18 protein-coding genes are annotated in these 20,995 nt (G+C 69.4%); 9 read left to right on the top strand and 9 right to left on the bottom strand.

Annotation, left to right across the window (positions count from 1 at the left end; genetic code table 11):
• Position 1 precedes the first annotated feature (1 nt).
• Entirely contained in the window at positions 2–910 is a 909-nt protein-coding gene (locus KW843_RS10530; protein ID WP_218295067.1) for a DMT family transporter, read from the bottom strand.
• Positions 911–1,045: 135 nt separating this feature from the next.
• Here KW843_RS10530 and KW843_RS10525 point away from each other — a divergent pair, with 135 nt between their 5' ends.
• Positions 1,046–1,489, top strand: coding sequence for an Lrp/AsnC family transcriptional regulator (locus KW843_RS10525; protein WP_010458347.1), 444 nt, complete (start codon positions 1,046–1,048; stop codon positions 1,487–1,489).
• A gap of 26 nt (positions 1,490–1,515) precedes the next feature.
• Here the strand turns inward: KW843_RS10525 and KW843_RS10520 are convergent, their stop codons facing one another.
• A complete protein-coding gene (locus KW843_RS10520) occupies positions 1,516–2,448 on the bottom strand; it encodes a helix-turn-helix transcriptional regulator (protein WP_370628482.1) in 933 nt (310 codons plus the stop codon).
• A gap of 147 nt (positions 2,449–2,595) precedes the next feature.
• On the opposite strand from KW843_RS10520, the gene KW843_RS10515 reads away from it, so the two are divergent.
• From KW843_RS10515 to KW843_RS10505, 3 genes are all read left to right on the top strand, one after another.
• Positions 2,596–3,072 carry a DUF3237 domain-containing protein gene (locus KW843_RS10515; protein WP_218295066.1) on the top strand — a complete coding sequence of 159 codons (477 nt, stop codon included), beginning with the start codon at positions 2,596–2,598 and terminating at the stop codon, positions 3,070–3,072.
• 68 nt (positions 3,073–3,140) lie between these two features.
• Positions 3,141–4,160 carry a tripartite tricarboxylate transporter substrate binding protein gene (locus KW843_RS10510; protein ID WP_218295065.1) on the top strand — a complete coding sequence of 340 codons (1,020 nt, stop codon included), beginning with the start codon at positions 3,141–3,143 and terminating at the stop codon, positions 4,158–4,160.
• A 187-nt stretch (positions 4,161–4,347) separates the two neighbouring features.
• Positions 4,348–6,057: a tannase/feruloyl esterase family alpha/beta hydrolase gene (locus KW843_RS10505; RefSeq protein WP_218295064.1), complete on the top strand. Its 1,710-nt coding sequence runs from the start codon at positions 4,348–4,350 to the stop codon at positions 6,055–6,057.
• A 16-nt stretch (positions 6,058–6,073) separates the two neighbouring features.
• Here KW843_RS10505 and KW843_RS10500 read toward each other — a convergent pair whose 3' ends face one another.
• Complete coding sequence (locus tag KW843_RS10500) at positions 6,074–6,574, bottom strand: hypothetical protein (RefSeq protein ID WP_218295063.1); 501 nt, start codon at positions 6,572–6,574, stop codon at positions 6,074–6,076.
• A gap of 80 nt (positions 6,575–6,654) precedes the next feature.
• Positions 6,655–6,906, bottom strand: a complete 252-nt coding sequence (locus tag KW843_RS10495; RefSeq protein WP_218295062.1) for a GlsB/YeaQ/YmgE family stress response membrane protein — start codon at positions 6,904–6,906, stop codon at positions 6,655–6,657.
• 257 nt (positions 6,907–7,163) lie between these two features.
• On the opposite strand from KW843_RS10495, the gene KW843_RS10490 reads away from it, so the two are divergent.
• Positions 7,164–7,550: a hypothetical protein gene (locus tag KW843_RS10490; RefSeq protein WP_218295061.1), complete on the top strand. Its 387-nt coding sequence runs from the start codon at positions 7,164–7,166 to the stop codon at positions 7,548–7,550.
• Between the two features lie 54 nt (positions 7,551–7,604).
• Here KW843_RS10490 and KW843_RS10485 read toward each other — a convergent pair whose 3' ends face one another.
• Complete coding sequence (locus KW843_RS10485; RefSeq protein ID WP_218295060.1) at positions 7,605–8,180, bottom strand: C40 family peptidase; 576 nt, start codon at positions 8,178–8,180, stop codon at positions 7,605–7,607.
• A 218-nt stretch (positions 8,181–8,398) separates the two neighbouring features.
• Here KW843_RS10485 and KW843_RS10480 point away from each other — a divergent pair, with 218 nt between their 5' ends.
• Positions 8,399–9,538, top strand: a complete 1,140-nt coding sequence (locus tag KW843_RS10480; RefSeq protein ID WP_218295059.1) for a PQQ-dependent sugar dehydrogenase — start codon at positions 8,399–8,401, stop codon at positions 9,536–9,538.
• 74 nt (positions 9,539–9,612) lie between these two features.
• Positions 9,613–10,218, top strand: a complete 606-nt coding sequence (locus KW843_RS10475; protein ID WP_218295058.1) for an isochorismatase family protein — start codon at positions 9,613–9,615, stop codon at positions 10,216–10,218.
• A 118-nt stretch (positions 10,219–10,336) separates the two neighbouring features.
• Here the strand turns inward: KW843_RS10475 and chrA are convergent, their stop codons facing one another.
• A complete protein-coding gene (gene chrA, locus KW843_RS10470; protein ID WP_218295057.1) occupies positions 10,337–11,713 on the bottom strand; it encodes a chromate efflux transporter in 1,377 nt (458 codons plus the stop codon).
• Positions 11,714–12,053: 340 nt separating this feature from the next.
• Between chrA and KW843_RS10465 the strand changes: the two genes are divergently transcribed.
• Positions 12,054–13,949 carry a propionate--CoA ligase gene (locus KW843_RS10465; protein WP_218295056.1) on the top strand — a complete coding sequence of 632 codons (1,896 nt, stop codon included), beginning with the start codon at positions 12,054–12,056 and terminating at the stop codon, positions 13,947–13,949.
• A 219-nt stretch (positions 13,950–14,168) separates the two neighbouring features.
• A complete protein-coding gene (locus KW843_RS10460) occupies positions 14,169–15,335 on the top strand; it encodes a pyridoxal phosphate-dependent aminotransferase (protein WP_218295055.1) in 1,167 nt (388 codons plus the stop codon).
• 96 nt (positions 15,336–15,431) lie between these two features.
• Here KW843_RS10460 and KW843_RS10455 read toward each other — a convergent pair whose 3' ends face one another.
• The 3 genes from KW843_RS10455 to KW843_RS10445 form a co-directional block, all read right to left on the bottom strand.
• Positions 15,432–19,286: an EAL domain-containing protein gene (locus KW843_RS10455; RefSeq protein WP_218295054.1), complete on the bottom strand. Its 3,855-nt coding sequence runs from the start codon at positions 19,284–19,286 to the stop codon at positions 15,432–15,434.
• A 163-nt stretch (positions 19,287–19,449) separates the two neighbouring features.
• On the bottom strand, positions 19,450–20,385 hold the full coding sequence (locus tag KW843_RS10450; protein ID WP_218295053.1) for a DMT family transporter: 936 nt from the start codon (positions 20,383–20,385) through the stop codon (positions 19,450–19,452).
• The gene (locus KW843_RS10445; protein ID WP_218295052.1) at positions 20,382–20,951 is read right to left on the bottom strand and encodes a methylated-DNA--[protein]-cysteine S-methyltransferase; all 570 of its coding nucleotides are present in this window, start codon (positions 20,949–20,951) and stop codon (positions 20,382–20,384) included. Before KW843_RS10445 ends, KW843_RS10450 begins: the two co-directional genes overlap by 4 nt.
• Positions 20,952–20,995: the final 44 nt, after the last annotated feature.

Genomic DNA, 20,995 nt, shown 5'->3' with positions numbered 1-20,995 from the left:
GCTATTTGGCGCCTTGTGCCGCCGCCTGCGGTGTGGTGGTCGCCCGGGGCCGGCTGCCCTGCAGGTGCATGGCGGCCGCGGCGAGCAGGATGGCGACAGCTCCCAGCCACTGGGCCGGCTGCAGGCGGTGGCCAAACGCGGCGAAGTCCACGCCAATCGCCACCACGGGGTAAATGAATGACAGCGCGCCCTGCAGGTAGGTGGGCAGCTTCTGCACGGCGCCGTACAGCAGGATGTACATGAGCCCCGTGTGCACCACGCCCACCGTGACCAGCAGCAGCCAGGTGCGGGCATCCTGCGGTGGCGTGCCCAGGTTGGCAAACGGCGCCAGCAGGAGCACGCCCACGCAGACCTGGACCAGGGCGATGAGGTGGGGCGGCGTGCCGGTGAGCCGCTTGGCGACCACCGAGGCCACCGCCCAGAAGAAGGCGGCCCCCAGTGCCATGACGATGCCCAGCGTGTAGTGCGTGCCGCCCTGGCTCGCGCCGGGTCGGGCCTGCACGATGAGGAGCATGCCGCCGAATGCCAGGGCCAGCCAGCCGAGCTTGGCCGGGGTGATGCGCTCGCCAAAGAGCAGGGCACCAAACACCACCAGCATGAAGGGCTGGGTGTTGTAGACCGCCGTGGCGATCGAAATGGAAGCATGCGAATACGCGCCAAACAGCAGGAGCCAGTTGGTGACGATGGCCACGCCACCCAGGGCCGCCCATGCTGCCGTGCGCCAGGTCAACACGCCGCGCAGCAGGCCCATGGCGGCGCACACGGCCGCCAGCGTGGCCGCGCCGAACACGCAGCGCCAGAACACCACGTTCAGTGCCGGCAGGCCGGATTCCACGACAAACCAGCCGATCGTGCCCGATATGGCCATGGCGGTGCCCATCTCCAGTGTGCCTTGCGTCTTCTTGTCCATGGGTGTCATTCCATCCGTGAGTTGATGGAATGACTATAGGAAAACGGGCCCGTGCGTGGAATGGATGAAAAAAGGCATCTGCTCAATAAATCCTCATAATCTGAGGCAACCATTGATTCTGAGGAGCTGCTTGCCATGGATTCCATCGACCAGGCCATCCTGACCGTGCTGCACCAGGACTCCCGCACTTCGCTCAAGGTGCTGGGCGAACGCGTGGGGCTGTCGTCGCCCAGCGTGTCCGAGCGGCTGCGGCGGCTGGAAGAGCGCGGGGTGGTCCGCGCGTTCACGGTGGACATCGAACCACGTGCGCTGGGCTATCAGCTGCAGGCCATCGTGCGCATCAAGCCGCTGCCGGGCCAGCTGGCGGCGGTGGAGAAGTTGATCCAGGAGACGCCGGAGTTCTGCGAGTGCGACAAGGTCACCGGCGACGACTGCTTTGTCGCCCGGGTGTATGTGCGTTCCATCGAGCAGCTCGACGGCGTGCTGGACCGCATTGCCGACAAGGCGCAGACGAGCACGGCCATCGTGAAGGCGCAGACCATCCGGCGGCGGCCACCGCCATGGTCGCCGGGCGTCTGAGATTTTGAGAGCGGGGGAGGCCCTTTCTATCCGCCCAGCACCCGCGCAAACAGCTCGTTGCGAAAGTGGATGCCCAGGCGCGCAAAGGCGCGGTTGCGGTAGGTCTTGACGGTGGGCACGCTCAGGCCCAGGTCGCTGGCGATGCCCTCGTGCGTCATGCCTTGCAGCAACCGGGCGCACACGTCCAGTTCGCGGTCGGTCAGCTCGGCCTGCAGGCGCACCAGGCGCATGCGCAGCGCCGGCAGCCCATCGGCGGCCAGCGGGGCGGGTGCGGCATCGGCTGACAGGAGCGCGGGGGCGCCCGATGTATTCACGGTCAACGTTGCCGGGCCTGGGCGGCTGTCCTCTGTTCGCCAGGCAGCCGTGGCTGTGGGTGGAAACGGGTGCGACAGAACAATGTGTTTGCGCGTGAGGGCCAGCAGCACGGGCGCCACGGACTCGAAGGCGACGATCTGCCGGTCGCTGAACGCCCGCTGGTGCTGGTGGCGGTAGAAGTTGACGGCGAACACCGAGCCATCGCTTTCGTATTCGACCACCGACACGCGCTCGGCCACGCCGTGGGCCTCATACACCCGGGCACGGTGTTCGCCCTCCACCTCGGTGGCCGTGACGTGGCACAACCGCGTCTCGGGCTGGGCAAAGGGCGCCTCGTCAAAGGCCCGGCCCCAGGTGCTATCGCTGCGGTAGGGGCCCGAGAGGTACGCCCACCAGCAATCCTGCGTGGTGTCGGGCACGCCCCGGCTGGCCGACATGAACAGTGTGGGCTTGCAGCGGTGGCCCGTGCGGTACACCGACCACGAGGCCGCAGGCAGCACGGGCTCCAGGTCCTGCAGAAGCCCTTTGGCAAAGCCGTTGCCGCCCAGGCGGTGAACCATGCTCGCCAGGGTCTCGCTGGCGGGGTTTTGCAGCACCTGCCGGCCGGGTGCTTTCTGCAGGGAAGGGGGGAGCCACTGCCGCATGGGAAAAGTCGGAAATTGGAGTGTTCGTTGCCGAAAGCGTGGAGTGTGCGCTGAAAACGCCCCCGATTCCGTCGCCGAAAGCCCGGGTTATCCCGTCATCCTCTGGGATGACAGGCTCGGGTGGCAACGGGACTTACGCTAGGTCCCATGCCTGATCTCATCCCCTTGCCCGACCCGCAATTCCGATTTTTTGCCGACCTGCGCGTGGAGGTCGGCACCCCCCAGGAAGTGGGCCACACCGTGCACGGGCTGCGCCGGCTGATTCCCATCCTGGGCGGCAGCGCCTCTGGCGACGGCTGGCGCGCACGGGTGCTGCCCGGCGGTGCGGACTTCCAGCTCATCGTGAACGACCGGCTGTCCGAGCTGGACGCCCGCTACGTGCTCGAAACCGATGGTGGCGATCTCATCTACGTACAAAACCGGGCCGTGCGCTCCGGACCCGCCGAGCTGATCGCCCGCCTGGTGCGCGGCGAGGCGGTGGACCCGGCGCAAGTCTATTTCCGCTGCAGCCCGAGCTTCGAGACGGCGTCCCCGGCGCTGGCCTGGATCGCCGAGCGCATGTTCGTCGGCACCGGCGCGCGCTACCCGGATGCGGTGGCCATGCGCTTTTTTGAGCTGCGCTAGCGTCCGGCACCCCGGGCAATTTCTGAATTTTTGAATCTTCCCAACGTACAAGAAACCTGGAGACATCCATGAAGACCACTGCCAAGCCCACCTCTTTCATCGCCACGCCACGCCGCGCCCTTCTGGCCGCCGCCATGCTCGCAGGGCTGATGCCCTGGGCCGGCGCCCAGGCGCAGGGGGCAGCCACGTACCCCAGCAAGCCCGTGCGCATCATCGTGGGCTTTCCGGCGGGCACGGGGCCGGACATCGTGGCGCGCCTGCTGGCACAAAAGCTGTCCGAGGGCTGGGGCAACGCGGGCGTGATCGTGGACAACAAGCCCGGCGCGGGCGGGCTGATCGCCGCCAGCGAAGCCGCGCGCGCCGCGCCTGACGGGTACACGCTGATGCTGGGCGAAACGGGCCAGCTCAGCATTGCGCCCAGCAGCTACAACAAGCTGCCCTACGACCCCGCCAAGGACTTCACGGCCGTGAGCCAGGTGGTGACGTCCGACTTCGTGCTGCTGGTCAATCCACAGAAGGTGCCCGCGCGCAACGTCAAGGAGTTCGTGGACTGGACCAAGCAGCAAAAGGGCCTGTTCCTGGCCACCTTCGGGGCCGGCACGCCGGGGCACTTTGGCGCGTTCATGTTCGGCGATGCGGTCAAGCTCAAGCCAGAGCCGGTGCACTACAAGAACACGGCCGATGCGCTGGGCGGGCTGTTCAGCGGCGACGTCCAGGGCGTGTTCGCCAGCGTGGGCCTGGCCGCCCCCAACGTCAAGGCCGGCAAGCTGGCCGCGCTGGGCACCACGGGCGCCACCCGCACCAACACGCTGCCGGACGTGCCCACCATCAAGGAGCAGGGCTACACCAACCTGGAGTTCTCCTCGTGGTTCGGCATCGTGGCACCCGCCAAGACGCCGCCGGAGATCATCGCCAAGCTCAATGCCGACATCGTCAAGGCCGTGCAGTCGCCCGAGGGCCGGGCCAAGATGGAGGAGGCGGGTTTCCGCGTGACGGGCACGAGCCAGCAGGACTTTGCCCGCACCATCGCCGCCGACACGGTCACCTGGGGCAAGGCCGTGGCCGCCACGGGCTTCAAGGCGGATTGATGGGCTGACAGCGCGGCAGAGCGGTTGACGCCGCTCAGGTCCCACCCAGGCCACCTCCAGCACTCCTGCACCTGCGCACGCGGGCGGCCGGCGCCACGGCGCAGCCGCGCCCTGTCAGCGCTGCGCCCTGCATCCCCGGCGCCACACAGCACAAACACCCCACCCACCACCTCAGGAGACATACGCCATGCCTTTTGCCCATGCCTCGCGGGCCCTGCCACCCGCCTCCACGGTCGCGCGCCCATCCCGGCTGCGCCGCCAGGTCGTCCCCGCCGCGCTTGCCATGCCCTTGTTGATGGCGGCCTGCGGCGGCGGCAATGGCAATGCCTCGGCCCAGCCCGCCACCCCGGCGGCGGCCTGCGCTGCGCTACCCAGCCAGGCGGGCCTCGCGGCCACCACGCTCACGGCGAGCTACGTGGCGGCGGACACCAGGCGGCCGGGCGGCGCCAGCACCGGCGCCTTCCTGCCCGGCCACTGCGTGGTCACGGGCAGCATCAACCCCCGCGTGGGAGTCGATGGGAAGAACTACGCCATCGGCTTCCAGCTGAGCCTGCCGGACCAATGGAACGGGCGTTTCCTGTTCATCGGTGGCGGCGGCAATGACGGCATCCTGCGCGACACCTCCCTCAGCTCCAGCATCTCGGGCGGCACGCCGTCGCCGCTGGGGCAGGGCTTCGCGGTGGTCTCCACCGACGCGGGGCACAGCGGCACCTCGGCCAGCTTCGGGGCGGACCCGCAAGCGCGCATCGACCATGCCTACAACTCCTACGACAAGACGGCCGTGGCAGCCAAGTCGCTGATCTCGACCCTGTATGGCCGCAGGCCCGACCATTCGTACTTCTCGGGCTGCTCGGGCGGCGGGCGCCAGGGCATGATGTTCTCGCAGCGGTTCCCGGACTACTTCGACGCCATCACCGCCGGCGCGCCCGCCATGCGCGTGTCGAGCGGCGCCACGGTGGCGGCGATGTGGAACACCATTGAGTTCAACGCCATCGCCCCGCAGGACGCGGCGGGCAAGCGCATCCTGTCGCAGGCCTTCAGCAATGCCGACCTCCAGCTGGTGGCCAACGGCGTGAAGGCGTCGTGCGATGCCGCCGATGGCGTGGCCGACGGCATGGTGAACAACGTCAAGGCCTGCCAGTTCGACCCCGCCGTGCTCCAGTGCCGCGGCGGCAAGCAGGCCGACTGCCTGAGCAGCGCCCAGGTCGGGGCGCTCAAGAGCGTGTTCGCGGGCCCGCGCAACTCGGCCGGCCAGGCGCTGTATGCGGGCCAGCCGTGGGACCCGGGCCTGGCCGCCCCGGGCTGGCGCAGCTGGACGCTGGGCAGCTCCACCACCGCCACGCCGGATGCGCGCTACATCACGCTGATGGTGGACGCTCTGGTCAACGAATTCCTCACCCCGCCGGACCTCACGTTCAACCCGCTGACGTTCAACTTCGACACCGACCCCGCGCGCATGGAGGCCTACTCGGCCATCTACGACACGTACCGCGACGACAAGCTCGCCGCGTTCAAGCAGCGCGGCGGCAAGATGCTGTTCATCCATGGCATGTCCGACCCGATCTTCTCGGCGCTTGACACCCTGGACTACTACGAGCGCCTGGCGTCCCACCACGGAGGTATCGCGGCCACGCAGGGTTTCGCGCGCACGTTCCTGGTGCCCGGCATGAACCACTGCTCGGGCGGCCCGGCCACGGACAATTTCGATTCGATCCAGGCCATGGTGGACTGGGTGGAGAAGGGCGTGGCACCCGAGACCCTTGCCGCCAAGGCACTGCCTGCCAGTACCGACATGCCCAATCGCACACGGCCCTTGTGTGCCTACCCGAAGTTCGCCAAATACAAGGGCTCGGGCAGCGTGGAGGATGCCAGCAGCTTCGTCTGCGCGGCGGAGTAAGCGAGGTCAGGCCACGCTAGGTGCGGGCGGGGGCGGGCAGCTGCAGGCCGACCTCCCGCACCACGCGCACGCAGTCGCGCAGGTGCTGCTCGCCCAGGTAGCGCAGCGTGGCATAGCCGATGCCCGCGGCCACCGCCTGGCCCGCCAGCGGCACGTACTTCGCCGCCTGCTTGGCGGTCAGGCGCACGCCCACGGTCTGAGTGGCCCGGATGACCAGCTCGCGCGTCACCAGCTTGCCGATCAGCACGGAGCCCACGAGGGCCACGGCCTTCTGCACCTGCTCGCGCTTGTGCGGATCGAGCTGGTCGATCTGCTGCGCGGACAGGCCGAACTCGGCGTTGATCTGCGGAAGCAGGCGGGACAGCAGCGCCGCGTCCACGGCCCAGTCGAGCCCTGGCACGGGCAGGGAACTGGCGGCCGCCGCGACCAATGCGCGCCGATGCAGCAATTTGCGGCTGCGCTGCACGGCAGCGGTGAGGGCCGCGTTGCCGGCCGCCATTTGCAAGGAAGTGGGCATGGGCGGGTTGTACCTGATGCGGTGGTGGTTGGCAAAGGGCAACGCCCGTGGCCGCGCAAGGAGATTCTTCAGCGGCCGTTTCAGGTTTTTCCCTTGACGAGGGTGAACGCGGCCAGAAGCAGCATGGCCCCCACGACCGACGCGATCCAGCCAGCGGCTTCCCCTTGTGCATACCAGCCCATCGCCAAACCCAGATAGGTGGCGAGAAACGAGCCCGCCACCCCCAGCAGCGCGGTCAATATCCATCCGAGTTTGTCCTCCCCGGGTTTCAGGGCACGGGCCAGAAGCCCGACCATCAAACCCACCAGCAATGTTCCTAGCAATGTTCCCATGATGTTTCCCCTGCATGCTGCGACGCGATCTGCCCACTCTAAGGAGCGCGCGCGCCGCCAGCTTGTCGGACAACGCGCACTGTGCGCGTCCCATTGCGGGGCGCGCGTTCCCGACACGGGTGAGGGTGGAAAGCGAGGTCCGGCGTCATGAAGGGGTCGGCTGTGGGTCCCGTCCGACACCACGGCGCGGCGGGTACTTGCCGCCTGCGGGACCGGCGGCGCCGTACAGTGAAGCGTCTCCACTGAAAGGAAGACCGATGACAACAAATTTCAAGACCCGTTCCTTCCCCCTGGTGTTTGTGGCGGTGCTCGCGCTGGGGGCGGCATTGGCGGGGCCCACGACCGCCGCGGCCCAAAGTGGCGACGAGGCCTCGCTGTCCCGCGGCGCGGTACCGGACACCACGCCCCAGCAGCGCTACCAGACCGCCATCCGCGAAGCCGGCGGTGGGTTGAAGGTGAGCCTGGAGGAATGCCGGGCCATGCCCTCGGCGGACCGCCGCAGCTGCGAATCCCAGGCACGCGCCACGTACCAGGCAGACATGGCCAAGGCCAAGGCCATGCTGCGCGACCCGTCGATAGGCCCGGTGAATGTGGTGGGGGGACCGATCCGCAGCACCGAGACGGTGTACGAGATCAAACGCTAGCCGCAGGCAGGGCGCCTGCGAGGGGACATCCTGGCCGGGCGAGCGGCGTGGTTGCTATTTGGCCTGCGCGAGGTCGTCGCTGCCCGAGCCCGCGACGCGGCGGGCGCCGTTGAAGCGGCGTGCCCAGTAAGCCACGCCCATGTCTTCCACGCGGATTTCGGCGCCGCTGCGGGGAGCGTGGATGAACTTGTTGTCCCCCACGTAGATGCCCACATGGCTGAAGTTGCGGCGCATGGTGTTGAAGAACACCAGATCCCCGGGCTGAAGTTCCTTCTTGTCAATGACCTGGGTGGCGGCAGCCTGCTGGTCGGCCCGGCGGGGTAGCAGCAGGCCCACGGTCTGCTCGTACATGGCCCGCACGAAGCCGCTGCAGTCGAAGCCGGTTTCCGCGCTGTTTCCGCCCCGCTTGTACGGTACGCCCAGGAATCCCATGGCGTTCACCACGAGCCCGGACGCGCGGTCCGCCACCGTATGGGCCTTGTCGGCCACCCGGTGGCTCACGTCCTCCAGCCGCGTGAGCAGGCCTTTGTCGGTGATGAACCGGTCCATATCGTCGGGGTTTGCCGCTTGCGGCGCAGCCTGGGCAGAGGTTGCGCAGACCAGGAGGAGGGTGCAAAGCCATCGGGACATGGGGGCGAAGGGTACCACGGTATGCTTACTTATCAAAAATAATCACCTGTGCAAGCTGTTGATTTCGTTCAAGTAAATCCCGAGCAGGGATTTGCCGGAGGGAATCCTCGGCTGCGCCGCCGTGGAGGGCCACCATGTCAGGCCTGGCCGGGCGGTGGCTCTGGGGGTATGGTGTTCAACTTTTTCAGGAGCGCCACGAGATGGAATGGACACGGAAAATGCCCCTTTCGCGGGCCGCGCGGGCCTGCCTGGCGGCGCTTTGGGCCGTGGCGGGCGCCCACCATGGCGGTGTTTCCGCCCAGGGCACGCCGCCGGGCGTGTCCGTGGCAACCGTGGCACGGGGGCTGGAACACCCCTGGGCCGTGGCCTTCCTGCCCGAAGGGCAGTTTCTCGTCACCGAGCGGCGGGGCCGGATGCGGGTGGTCAGCGCGGGCGGGCAGGTGGGGCCCGCGCTGGCGGGCGTGCCGGCCGTCGCCGCGGGCGGGCAGGGCGGCTTGCTGGACGTGGTGACCGATGCCGACTTCGCCCGCAACCGCCGTATCTTCTTCTGCTTTTCGGAGCCCGCCCCGGGTGGCGCGTCCGGCAACAGCACGGCGCTGGCACGGGCCACGCTGTCCGCGGATGCGCGCAGCCTGCAGGAGGTCAAGGTCCTCTTCAGCCAGCAGCCCAAGGTGGCCAGCGCCCAGCATTTCGGCTGCCGCATCGTGCAGGCGGCGGACGGCAACCTGTTCCTGGCGCTGGGCGAGCGCTACCAGCGCAAGGACGATGCGCAAAGGCTCGACAACCACCACGGCAAGATCGTGCGCATCACCCCGGACGGTGCGGTGCCGGCCGACAACCCGTTTCGCCAGCGCGCGGGCGCCTTGCCGGAGATCTGGAGCTACGGCCACCGCAATCCCCAGGGCGCCACCCTGGGCCCTGACGGCCAGCTGTGGATGCACGAGCACGGCCCCCAGGGGGGCGATGAGATCAACCTGCCCCGGCCCGGCCGCAACTACGGCTGGCCCGTGATCACCTACGGCGAGAACTACGGGGGCGGCAGGATGGGTGAAGGCACGGCCAAGGCGGGCATGGAGCAGCCGCTGCACTACTGGGTGCCGTCGATTGCGCCCTCGGGCATGGCGTTCCTCACCAGCGCGCGCTACGGCGCGGCGTGGCAGGGCAGCCTGTTCGTGGGGTCTCTCAAGTTCGGCACCCTGCACCGGCTGGAAGTCGCCCCGGGCAAGGTCTTGCGCGAGGAAAAGCTGCTGCAGGGCCAGGGCGAGCGCATCCGCGACGTGCGCCAGGGGCCAGACGGCCTGATCTACCTGCTGACCGACAGCCCGCAGGGCCAGCTGCTGCGCCTGCAGCCCTCCTGATCGGCGGGCGCGCCGGCGGGGCTGCGACAATGCCCCACTTCCAGAGAATCCGGCCGCCCGGAGCGGTCCACACCATGCTGCTTGACGCCACTGAATCCCAACTCGTCCTGGTCGACTACCAGGAGCGCCTGATGCCCGCGATCTTCGAGGGCCCTGCCGTGCTGGCCAATGCCCGCCGCCTGGCCGAGATCGCGCGCATGCTGGAGGTGCCCGTGTGGGGCACGGAGCAGAATCCCTCACGCCTGGGCGCCAATGATGCCGCGCTGCGCGCCCTGTGCCAGAAAACGCTGGCCAAGATGCATTTCAGCGCGGCCGAGGAAGGCCTGGGCGAATGGCTGCGCCCGCCCGCGAAGCCCCAGGGCGGCAACGCGCGCAGCCTGCCCAAGCACCTGCAGAAACCCGCCACCGCACAGGGCGCCGAGCGCGGCACCATCGTCATCGCCGGGTGCGAGGCGCACGTCTGCCTGCTGCAGACCGCGCTGGACCTGATCGACGACGAATTCGAGGTCTGGGTCGTGACCGATGCCTGCGGCTCGCGCACGGAGCGCAACCGCGACGCGGCCTTCGACCGCCTGGCCGGCGCGGGGGCGGAACTGGTGACGACCGAGATGGTGGCGTTTGAATGGCTGGGCAGCTGCGAGCACCCGGCCTTCAAGGATGTGCTCGGTCTGATCAAGTAGCCCGGCATCAGGTCTTTTGGGGCGCTGGCGCTTTCCCTTCATGCGCCGGAAGCTATAAAAAACATAGCAAATCAGCGGCGCCGAAGCCGGGGGCGCGCCAGCCTCCCATGGGCTCAGGTCACAGCCAAGGCTTGAGAAGTGTCACCGCGAGCCCGACCGCCGCGCAGCCACCGAGCAATGGCAGCACGCCGGCCTTGAAGCGGAACAACGCCACCCCCGCTCCCAGGGCAATCACGGCAGAGATCGCATCGAACGCGCCGCCAAAGCCCTGGGGCCACAGCAGGTGGTAGGCAAAGAACAGCGCCAGGTTCAGGATCACGCCCACCACGGCGGCGGTGACGGCGGACAGCGGCGCGGTGAAGCCCAGCCTGCCATGGGTGGCCTCCACCATCGGGCCGCCGGCCAGGATGAAGATGAACGATGGCAGGAAGGTGACGAAGGTCACCACCACGGCCGCAGCCGCCGCGCCCGCGAACAGCGCATCGGGCCCCCACACCTGCTGCAGCCAGCCTCCCACGAAACCGACGAAGGCCACCACCATGATGAGCGGACCCGGAGTGGTCTCGCCCAGCGCCAGGCCATCGATCATCTGCGGGCCATTGAGCCACTGGTAGTGCTCGACCGCGCCTTGGTACACATAGGGCAGCACGGCGTAGGCGCCGCCAAACGTCAGCAGCGCGGCCTTGGTGAAGAACCAGCCCATCTGGGTGAGCGTGCCTTCCCAGCCCTGCGTGGCCACCAGCACCGCCATGGCCGCCAGCCACAGGGCCAGGCCCGCCCCCAGCACCCTGGCCAGGTGGCCGCGCGAGAAGCGGACGTGCGCCGGTGTCGGGGTGTCGTCGTCGATCAGGGCCGGGCCGTAGCCCCTGGCCGCGCCCGCATGCCCGCCCCCCAGGGCGAACACCGCCGGCCAGCGCCGGGCCCCGAAGTGGCCGATGAGGCCCGCCGCCAGGACGATGGCGGGGAAGGGGGCGTGGAACGCAAAAATCGCCACGAAGGACGCAGCCGCGATGCCCCACATCCACCGGTTCCTGAGCGCGCGGGTGCCGATGCGGTGCGCGGCATGCAGCACCAGCGCCGTCACGGCGGGCTTGATGCCATAGAACACGCCCGCCACCGCCGGCACATCGCCAAAACGCAGGTACACCCACGACAGCGCCACCAGAATGAACAGCGAGGGCAGCACGAACAGCGCACCCGCCACGATGCCGCCCCAGGTGCGGTGCATGAGCCAGCCGATGTAGGTCGCCAGCTGCTGGGCCTCGGGGCCGGGCAGCAGCATGCAGTAGTTGAGCGCGTGCAGAAAGCGCTGTTCGCTGATCCAGCGCCGCCGCTCCACCAGTTCGGTGTGCATGATCGCGATCTGTCCGGCGGGCCCGCCAAAGCTGATGAAGCCCAGCTTGAGCCAGAAGCGGAAAGCCTCGGCGAAAGGAACCGGGGCAGGGCTGGTGGCGGCCGTCTCGTCCGGCGGCGGGGCAGGGTGCGCGGAGGTCATGGCATGAAAGTTCTGGGCGGGACGTCTCGATGGGGGTTGCGCGCTGCATGCGCGAATGCATGCAGCGCGCGAGTATCCGCCCAACCCGTGACGGTCCGGGGCCCACCGTTGTTTCCGCGCCGCCATCCGGCGGCGCGCCGTCCCTGCCGCCGAGGGGTTCTTCCTGCGCCCGGACCCCTGCGCACGGTGGATGGGAGGGGGCCTGGAAGGGAGGGCGCGCAGGGCGTGGCGCGGTGTTCCCTGCCGGTTGCGTCAGTTTGCCGCAAGCCCGTCATGAATAATTATGAATTCAAAACCTGCCATCCAGGCGGGCCGGAAGAGATGCCGAGGAGACACCACGATGAGCCGCTACGCCGATTTCTACCGCCAGTCCATTGATCACCGCGACGCCTTCTGGGCCGAGCAGGCCCGGCTGATCGACTGGCAGACCCCGCCCCAGCAGGTGTGCGACTACAGCAACCCGCCGTTTGCCCGGTGGTTCGTGGGCGGCACCACCAACCTGTGCCACAACGCGGTCGACCGCCACCTCGCCACGCGCGCCAGCCAGCCCGCGCTGGTGGCCATCTCCACCGAAACCGGCACAGAGCGCAGCTACAGCTTTGCCGAGCTGCACGCCGAGGTGCAGCGCATGGCGGCCGTGCTGCTGTCGCTGGGCGTGAAGAAGGGCGACCGCGTGCTCATCTACATGCCCATGATCGCCGAGGCGGCGTTCGCCATGCTCGCCTGCGTGCGCATTGGCGCACTGCATTCGGTGGTGTTTGGCGGTTTTGCCTCGGGCTCGCTGGCCTCGCGCATCGAGGACGCCGAACCCGTGGCCGTGGTCAGCGCCGATGCGGGCTCGCGCGGCGGCAAGGTCGTGCCCTACAAGCCGCTGCTGGACGAGGCCATCGCGCTCTCCAGGCACAAGCCCGCCGCCGTGCTCATGGTCAACCGAGGCCTGGCGCCGATGCACCTGCAGCCCGGGCGCGACCACGACTGGGCACCGCTGCGCGAAAAGCACCTGGCCACCGTGGTCCCCTGCGAATGGGTCGAGTCCACGCACCCCAGCTACACGCTCTACACCAGCGGCACCACGGGCAAGCCGAAGGGCGTGCAGCGCGACACCGGTGGCTACACGGTGGCGCTGGCGGCCAGCATGAAGCACATCTTTGACGCGAAGGCGGGGGAGGTGTATTTCGCGACCAGCGACATCGGCTGGGTGGTGGGGCACAGCTACATCATCTACGGCCCGCTCATCGCGGGCATGACCACCATCATGTATGAGGGCCTGCCCACGCGCCCCGACGCGGGCGTGTGGTGGAGCATTGTCGAGAAGTACCAGGTCACCCACATGTTCTCGGCGCCCACGGCGGTGCGGGTGCTCAAGAAGCAGGACCCTGCCTACCTGGCCAGATACAGCGTGAAAAGCCTCAAGGCCCTGTGGCTGGCCGGCGAGCCGCTCGATGAGCCCACGGCCCAGTGGATCAGCGACGCGCTCTCGGTGCCCATCATCGACAACTACTGGCAGACCGAAACCGGCTGGCCCATCCTGACGCTGGCCAATGGCGTGGAACCCCAAACCACGCGCTTCGGCAGCCCGGGCAAGGCGATGTACGGCTATGACGTGAAGCTCATCGACGAAGCCACGGGCCAGGAGTTGGCGGGCGAGAACCAGAAGGGCGTGGTCGCCATCGAGGGCCCGCTGCCCCCCGGCTGCATGCAGACCGTGTGGCGCGACGACGCGCGATTCGTCAACACCTACTGGAAGAGCATCCCTGGCCGGCTGATCTACAGCACCTTCGACTGGGGCATCCGCGATGCCGATGGCTACCACTTCATCCTGGGCCGTACCGACGACGTGATCAACGTCGCGGGCCACCGCCTGGGCACGCGCGAGATCGAGGAGAGCATTGCCGCGCACCCCAACATCGCCGAAGTGGCCGTGGTGGGCGTGGCGGATGCGCTCAAGGGCCAGGTGGCCATGGCCTTTGCCGTGGCCCGCGATGCGAGCGGACTCGACACCGATGCCGCGCGCCTGAAGCTCGAGGGCGAGGTCATGAAGCAGGTGGACAGCCAGTTGGGTGCCGTGGCGAGGCCCTCGCGCGTGTACTTCGTGAGCGTGCTGCCCAAGACGCGCAGCGGCAAGCTGTTGCGGCGGGCATTGCAGGCGGTGGCCGAGCGCAGGGATCCGGGAGACCTGACGACGATGGAGGATCCGGCGGCGCTGCAGCAGGTGCGGGAACTGGTGGGGGAGTGAACGGGCTCGACGGTTCTTCTGGGTTGTTTGGGCTGAGCTTGTCGGAGCCTGCTGGGTTTGTGTGCTGATCTGATCGCGTGCCTGGTTTGAAGGCGGAGGCCGGGGCGACATCCCGGCTTCCGCCCCTGCACCCGAGCCGCCTCCCATCAAGGCGCCGCCCCGCTCCAGCTGGCGCTATGCTCGACCATCGCCACTCCTGCGCTTTCCAAGGACCACCCCATGCGCCTCGCCGTAGAAAACCTCGAAGCCTCCAAGATCCGTGAAGTCGCCAACGCCGGCATGGGCCGGGCCGACGTCCTGGCCTTCTGGTTCGGCGAAAGCGACGAGGTCACGCCCGAGCCCGTGCGCCAGGCGGCCATCGAGTCCCTGCAGCGGGGCGAGACCTTCTACTCCCACAACCTCGGCCTGCCCGAGCTGCGCCAGGCGATAGCCGCCTACGCCAGCGCGCTGCATGGCCCCATCGGTGCGGAACGGATCGCCGTGACCTCGGGGGGCGTGAGCGCGCTGATGGTGGCCATGCAGGCGCTGCTCGATGCGGGGGACGAGGTCGTGGCCGTCACGCCCGTGTGGCCCAACCTCACGGCCCAGCCCGCCGTGCTGGGTGCCCGTGTGCGGTGCGTGCCGCTGCGCGCCGAGGGCGGTGCCTGGACGCTGGACCTGCAGGTGCTGCTCGACGCCATCACGCCGGCCACACGACTGCTCATCGTCAACGCACCCAACAACCCCACGGGCTGGACGCTCACGCGCGCGGAGCAGCAGGCCATCCTGGACCATTGCCGGCGCACCGGCACCTGGGTGCTGGCGGACGAAGTGTACGAACGCCTGTACTACGAGGCGACCCCCCACGGCTGCGCGCCGAGTTTCCTGGACATCGCCGCGCCCGAGGACCGGCTCATCGTGGTGCAGAGCTTTTCCAAGAGCTTCCTGATGACCGGCTGGCGCCTGGGCTGGCTCGTGCTGCCGCCCGCGCTGGTGGACGCCGTGGGCAAGCTGATCGAATTCAACACCTCCTGCGCCAGCGTGTTCACCCAGCGCGCGGGCCTGGCGGCGCTGGAGCATGCGGGCGAGATCACGCCGCCCCCGGTGGCGCGCATGCGCCGCTGCCGCGACACGCTGCTGCCCCGCCTGGCCGCGCTGCCGCAGGTGGAGGTGGCCAGCCCGCTCGGCGGCATGTACGCCTTCTTCCGCCTGCACGGCTTTGACGATTCGCTGGCGGTCGCCCAGCGGCTGGTGAGCGAGGCCGGCCTGGGCCTGGCGCCGGGCAATGCGTTCGCGCCCGAGGCCCAGGGCTGGCTGCGCTGGTGTTTTGCCTCCAGGGACCCCGCGCGGCTGGAGGCGGGCGTGGAGCGCCTGCAGGCCTGGCTGGCGGGGTCCAGCCGGGGTTGATGGGGGGCAGAGTGCACGTGGCAGCAGCGTGCCCGCTGTAGTTTGCTATATTTTTAATAGCTTCATGCGCTTGCCTGAAAAGCGCTTGCGCGGTTTTTACCTGAAACTTCCCTGGGCCTGCCGCTGCCAGCCCGAGGGCAGCTGCCACTGGGCCGCCCAGCCGGTGAAGTCCGCCAGCGGCATGGGCCGCGCGATGCAATAGCCCTGCGCCTGGGTGCAGCCCAGTTGCAGCAGCATCTGTCCCTGCTCGATGGTTTCCACGCCTTCGGCGATCACGCGGTAGCCAAACGAGCGCGCCAGGCCGATCACGCCCTGCACGATGGCCAGATCGCCCGGATCGCCCATCATGCCGTGCACGAAGCTCTGGTCGATCTTGAGCGTGTCCATGGGCAGGCGGCGCAGGTAGGTCAGCGACGAGTAGCCGGTGCCGAAGTCGTCCAGCGACACCACCACCCCCAGCCCACGCAGCGCGGTGAGGGTGTGCGCCACGGCCGCCAGGTCGTACAGCGCGGCGCTTTCGGTGATCTCGATTTCCACCAGGTGCCCGGGCACGCCGGGGTGGCGCGCGATGCACCGGGCCATCCAGTCGGCGAAGTCGGGGCGCTGCAGGTGCTGGGCGGCGATGTTGACGCTCAGCGGCAGGGCCATGCCGCGCGCCTGCAGTTCCTCCAGGATGGAGAGCGCGGCCTCGACCACCCATTCGCCGAACCCGATCTCCAGCTCGGTCCCCTCCAGCAGCGGCAGGAATTCGCCGGGCGGCACCAGGCCGCGCTGCGGGTGCTGCCAGCGCGCGAGGGCTTCGGCGCCCACCACGGCGCCGCTTTTCATGTCCACCTTGGGCTGCAGGTACAGGGTGAACTGGGCATCGGCCAGCGCGTCGCGCAGGTGGCGCCCCTGCGCGCGCAGCAGCTGCAGGGCGCGCTCCTGGGCGGCATCGAACTGGTGGAAGCGGTTGCGCCCGGCCTGCTTGGCAGCGTACATGGCCTGGTCGGCATGGCGCAGCAGGGCATCGGCATCGGCGTCGTCCTGCGGGAACACCGTGTAGCCGATGCTGGCCGTGACCACCACGCGCTCGGCGTCGAGCGTGTAGGGGGCCGAGATGCTTTCCATCACGCGGTGGAGCATGGCTTCGCAGCCGTTGGCCGAGTCCAGCCCGGGCATGAGGATCACGAACTCGTCGCCCCCCAGGCGGGCCACGCAGTCGAGCGGGCGCAGCGCGCGCGTGAGCCGGCCGGCCACCACCACCAGGAGGCGGTCGCCCGCGCCGTGGCCCAGCCGGTCGTTCACGGGCTTGAAGCCGTCCAGGTCCAGGTAGGCCACGCCCAGCTGCGTGCCGTTTGCACGCGCCTGGTCCATGCATTCCTGCAGCTTGCGCGCCAGCAGCACGCGGTTGGGCAGGCCGGTGAGGGCATCGAACAGCGCCAGCCGCTGCAGCAGCACTTCCTGTTCGCGCTGGGGCGTCACGTCGATCGCCACGCCCAGCATGCGTTCGGGGCGGCCCATGGCGTCAAGGCCGACGATCTTGCCCAGGTTGCGCACCCAGCGCACGGCGTCGTCGCCGGCCTCGCTCTGGTTGACGCGCCAGGTGGCGTCAAACGGCGTGCCGGGGTGGGCGGTGTGGCGGGCGACCTCGGTGGTGATGCGGTCGATGTCGTCGGGGGCGATGCCGCTGGTCCACTGCGTGGCGCCGAAGGGGCCGTGCGATGCGGGCAGGCCGCGCATCGCGCGCCAGCGGCTGTCGCCCGTGACGGTGCCGGTCTGCAGGTTCCAGTCCCACAGGCCCAGCGACGCGGCCGAGATGGTGAGCGAGAGCAGCGCCTCGCGTTCGCGCACCTGCTCTTCCTCGCGCTTGCGGTCGGTGATGTCGTGCACCGAGAACAGCCAGCAGGGTTCGCCGTCGAATTCGGTCGCCCGCATGGACTGCAGCACGGTGCGCGGCGGGCCGCCGCGCACGTTCAGCTTCACCTCGTAGCTGTTGAGCTGGCCGGAGCGCGCCACCGCATCCATGAGGCGCTGGCGGTCGTCGGCGGTGAAGATGCCCAGCTCGATGGCGGTGCGGCCGATGGCCTCCTCGCGCGGGATGCCCAGCATCTCCACCCAGGCGGGGTTGATGTCCACGTAGCGCCCGTCCATGCGGCGCGACAGGCCCATGGGGTAGGGCATGAGGTGAAAGATGCGCGAGAAGCGCTCCTCGGACTGGCGCAGGCGCTGCTCGGCGCGCTTGGCCTCGTCGATGTCCTGCATCACGCCGCGCACGCGGGTGACCCGGCCGTTCTCGATGACGGGCTCGCCCCGCGCGCGCACCCAGACCAACCGCCCGTCGGTGTGCAGCACCTCCATCTCCATGCTCCACTCGGCGCGCTCGAGGATGCTCTGGCGGAACCGGTCGCGCAGGGGTTCCCGGTAGGCGGGGGCCACGTGGCGGTCGATGTAGTCGTGCGGCAGCGGGGAGCCGGGCGCCAGGCCATGGATGTCGAAGCACACGTCCGACCAGTAGACCAGGCCCTTGCCGCGCTCGTCCTCCCAGGCGCCCAGACGGGCCAGGCGGCCCGCTTGCTGCAGCAGGCTGTTGAGGGCGCGCAGTTCGTCGCTGGCGCGGTGGGCTTCGGTCATGTCGTGGAAAACGAAGACAAAACAGTTTTCGCCATCCACAAGCACGGAGCGTGCCGACATCAGCCCCGGTATGCGGATTCCGTCGCGCTGGGCCACCAGGGGCAGGCGGTCGACCTTGCCCTCGCGGCGGAAGGTGTCCACCAGCCGTGCGCGCTCCTGCTCGGAGGCCCAGATCTTCAGCTCGGAGGACGTGCGCCCGATCACCTCGTCGCGCGGGCGGCCCAGCACCTCGCAAAAGGCAGGGTTCACGTCGATGTAGCGCCCATCGGAGATGCGCGAGATGCCCGCGGGATCGGGGAGCGTCTGGTAGAAGGTGGTGTACTTGGCCTCCGAGGAGCGCAGAGCGTCCTCCACCTCGCGGTGGGCCGTGATGTCCACGTCCATGCCGATCAGGCTGAGCGGGCGCCCGCCCGCATCGCGGCGGGCCACGGCGCCGCGCGACATCAGCCAGCGCCACTGGCCGCGCGTGTCCATCACGCGGAATTCCGCTTCGTACGTCTCGTCCAGCCCGTCCATGGCCCGCGCCAGCCGGGCGACGTTGCGCTGGGCGTCGGCGGGGTGGCGCAGCGCATACCAGCGCTCCCACAGGCCCTGGGCGTCCGCGTCGTCGCAGCTGATGCCAAACGCCTCGTAGAACCGGCCGTGGCAGCGGAACTGGCGCTGGACCACGTCCCACTCCCACCGGCCTCCGCCCAGGGAGTCCATGGCCAGCTGCAACTGCTGTTCGCGCTGCACCAGGGCTTGCTGGGTGCTGGTGCGCGCCAGCTCCGCGCGGGCCTTGCTGGCCAGCAGCAGGCGGCCCACGCCCAGCATCAGAACGCCCGCGCCATGGTGCCAGGGAAGGCTTGTCGGCCACGGTGCCCCGGCCGGCGGCGCGAGGTTCGCGAGCCAGAGGCAGGCCGATACCACCAGGGGCAGGGTGATGGCCAGGCCCACCAGCGCGATCCATGCCGCCGGGCGCAGGGGCAGGCGCCGGGCCATGCGCCGCCACAGCCATGCCAGCAGCCACGTGGCGCCCAGCACCAGCACGGCGGGCGGGGTGGCGGAGGGGGCCGTCGCGACCACGGCCAGCAGCGCCACCAGGGCGGTGATGGCGGCCGGCAGGCCGCCGAAATAAAGTCCCATGAAGGCGGCCACGGTGGGATAGGCCACCAGTCTCAGCTCGGGCGCATTCCAGTGCAGCGCGGTGAACGACACCGCCGACACCGCGCCGCCCGCCACGCCCAGCAGCCAGAGCGTGCGCCGCGATGGCCGCAGCGCCTCCTGGGGCGGGAGCCACTCCAGCACCAGGAGCAGCGTCATCAGTACCGTGCCGGCCAGGAGCGTGTTGTTACCCATGGCGGAGCGCGCTGCAAAGGCAGGGCCAGGGGGCCGGGACGGCTTCAGCGCAAACCGCTGCCCGCGCCGACCGGCCCGGGTGGTGTGCGGCGGCGCGGTGCCCCGCGCCGTCCAACGCAAGACTCAGATCGCAGCGGCCCGGGGAAAAAACCATTCCCCGAGTTTATGGCTGTTCCGGCGCCGTCCGGCCCGGCCGCAGTGTCCTGATAAGCCCCGTTGACAGCATCGTGCCGCACACGATGACGAGCGCGCAGCCCAGCATCCACGGCGTGATGCGCTCGCCCAGGAAGATCGCGCCATACAGCACCGCGAACACGGGCGCGATGAAGGTCACGGCCAGTGCCCGGCTGGGCCCCGCGCTGGCGATGAGGCGAAAGTACAGGATGTAGGCGATGCCCGTGCACAGCACCGCGATGGCGACGATGCAGCCCCAGGCGCGGGGGCCCGGCATCTGCGCCGGCCACAGCCACAGGGTGGGCACGGCCAGGCCCAGCGCCGCGCCCAGCTGGCTGCCCGTGGCGGTGGCCAGGGGCGGTATGCCCGTGAGGAAACGGCGCGCAAAGCTGGCCGACAGGCCGTAGAAGGATGATGCCAGCAGGCACGCCGCGATCGCCCATTCGGCGCTGTCGCTCTTGAAACCCGTGCCGGCCGGCGCGCGCCACGCGAGCAGCGCCACGCCCACGAAGCCCAGGGCCAGGCCCGCCCAGCGCAGGCGGTTGATGCGGTCACCCAGCCAGAGCCAGGCCACCAGCGCGCCGAACAGGGGCACGGTGGCATTCAGGATCGAGGTCAGGCCCGTGGCGAGGTGCAGCACCGCCCAGGAAAACAGTGCGAACGGAATCGCCGAATTGATGACCCCGGCGAACATGATGGGCCGCCAGTGCCTGCGCAGCGCGGGCCCATGGCCCTGGCGCAGCATGATGGGCCACAGGAACACCGTGGCCAGCGCCACGCGCAGCCCGGCGGTGGGCAGCGGGCCGAACTCGGACGCCCCCAGCCGCATGAAAAGAAACGAGGCGCCCCAGAGCGCCGCCAGCAGGATGAATTCGCCGATCCAGGTGGTGACGGGTTGGGTTCCCGGGCTGTTCGGGCTGTTCATTCATGGCCTTTCTCTGGGGGCAGGGCGCCCGCCGGCACGGGCGGCCGCGGGGGCGCGAAGAGCGCATTCTCCATGGTCAGCAGGGCCGTCTTGCGGTCCAGCCCGCCCGCGTAGCCTGTCAGGCTGCCGTCCGCGCCCAGCACGCGGTGGCAGGGCACCACCACGCTCAGCGGGTTGCGCCCCACGGCCGCGCCCACGGCGCGCACGGCCAGCGGCCGGCCCAGTTGCTGGCTCAGGCGCCCATAGCTGGTGGTGCCGCCGCGGCCGATGGCCAGCAGGGCGCGCCACACCGCCTGCTGGAACGGCGTGCCGCCCGAGAGATCCAGCGGCAGATCGAAGTCCTGCCGCTCGCCCCGCAGGTACTGCTGCAGCTGGCTGGCGGCGGCCTGCAGCACGGGATGGCCGGCCGCCTCGGCCCAGGCGTGCCCGCCGTGGAGAAAACTGGCGGGTTCGTGGCGCTGGCCTTCGAACCAGACGCCGCAGAGGCCGGCGGGCGATGCGGCCAGGCGCACCGGCCCAAGGGCGGTGCTGGCCCGCGCCTGCACGGTGTGGGGGTGGTATTGCATGGGGAATCTCGGTGATTTTGAATAAAACAAGCCGCCAGCGCTTG

The organism is Acidovorax sp. sif1233 (genome assembly GCF_019218755.1).
Taxonomy (GTDB): Bacteria; Pseudomonadota; Gammaproteobacteria; order Burkholderiales; family Burkholderiaceae_C; genus Acidovorax.
The sequence above is the reverse complement of the archived record's forward strand: the minus strand, read 5'-3'. Positions and strand labels throughout refer to the sequence as shown.

What these genes read in the sequence shown, in the direction of transcription:
- KW843_RS10460 (WP_218295055.1), top strand. Translation starts at nt 14,169, where the DNA reads ATGCGCCTCGCCGTAGAAAACCTCGAAGCCTCCAAGATCCGTGAAGTC.
- KW843_RS10455 (WP_218295054.1), bottom strand. Translation starts at nt 19,286, where the DNA reads ATGGGTAACAACACGCTCCTGGCCGGCACGGTACTGATGACGCTGCTC.
- KW843_RS10490 (WP_218295061.1), top strand. Translation starts at nt 7,164, where the DNA reads ATGACAACAAATTTCAAGACCCGTTCCTTCCCCCTGGTGTTTGTGGCG.
- KW843_RS10485 (WP_218295060.1), bottom strand. Translation starts at nt 8,180, where the DNA reads ATGTCCCGATGGCTTTGCACCCTCCTCCTGGTCTGCGCAACCTCTGCC.
- KW843_RS10505 (WP_218295064.1), top strand. Translation starts at nt 4,348, where the DNA reads ATGCCTTTTGCCCATGCCTCGCGGGCCCTGCCACCCGCCTCCACGGTC.
- KW843_RS10525 (WP_010458347.1), top strand. Translation starts at nt 1,046, where the DNA reads ATGGATTCCATCGACCAGGCCATCCTGACCGTGCTGCACCAGGACTCC.
- KW843_RS10495 (WP_218295062.1), bottom strand. Translation starts at nt 6,906, where the DNA reads ATGGGAACATTGCTAGGAACATTGCTGGTGGGTTTGATGGTCGGGCTT.
- chrA (WP_218295057.1), bottom strand. Translation starts at nt 11,713, where the DNA reads ATGACCTCCGCGCACCCTGCCCCGCCGCCGGACGAGACGGCCGCCACC.
- KW843_RS10515 (WP_218295066.1), top strand. Translation starts at nt 2,596, where the DNA reads ATGCCTGATCTCATCCCCTTGCCCGACCCGCAATTCCGATTTTTTGCC.
- KW843_RS10450 (WP_218295053.1), bottom strand. Translation starts at nt 20,385, where the DNA reads ATGAACAGCCCGAACAGCCCGGGAACCCAACCCGTCACCACCTGGATC.
- KW843_RS10530 (WP_218295067.1), bottom strand. Translation starts at nt 910, where the DNA reads ATGGACAAGAAGACGCAAGGCACACTGGAGATGGGCACCGCCATGGCC.
- KW843_RS10480 (WP_218295059.1), top strand. Translation starts at nt 8,399, where the DNA reads ATGCCCCTTTCGCGGGCCGCGCGGGCCTGCCTGGCGGCGCTTTGGGCC.
- KW843_RS10510 (WP_218295065.1), top strand. Translation starts at nt 3,141, where the DNA reads ATGAAGACCACTGCCAAGCCCACCTCTTTCATCGCCACGCCACGCCGC.
- KW843_RS10500 (WP_218295063.1), bottom strand. Translation starts at nt 6,574, where the DNA reads ATGCCCACTTCCTTGCAAATGGCGGCCGGCAACGCGGCCCTCACCGCT.
- KW843_RS10445 (WP_218295052.1), bottom strand. Translation starts at nt 20,951, where the DNA reads ATGCAATACCACCCCCACACCGTGCAGGCGCGGGCCAGCACCGCCCTT.
- KW843_RS10465 (WP_218295056.1), top strand. Translation starts at nt 12,054, where the DNA reads ATGAGCCGCTACGCCGATTTCTACCGCCAGTCCATTGATCACCGCGAC.
- KW843_RS10475 (WP_218295058.1), top strand. Translation starts at nt 9,613, where the DNA reads ATGCTGCTTGACGCCACTGAATCCCAACTCGTCCTGGTCGACTACCAG.
- KW843_RS10520 (WP_370628482.1), bottom strand. Translation starts at nt 2,448, where the DNA reads ATGCGGCAGTGGCTCCCCCCTTCCCTGCAGAAAGCACCCGGCCGGCAG.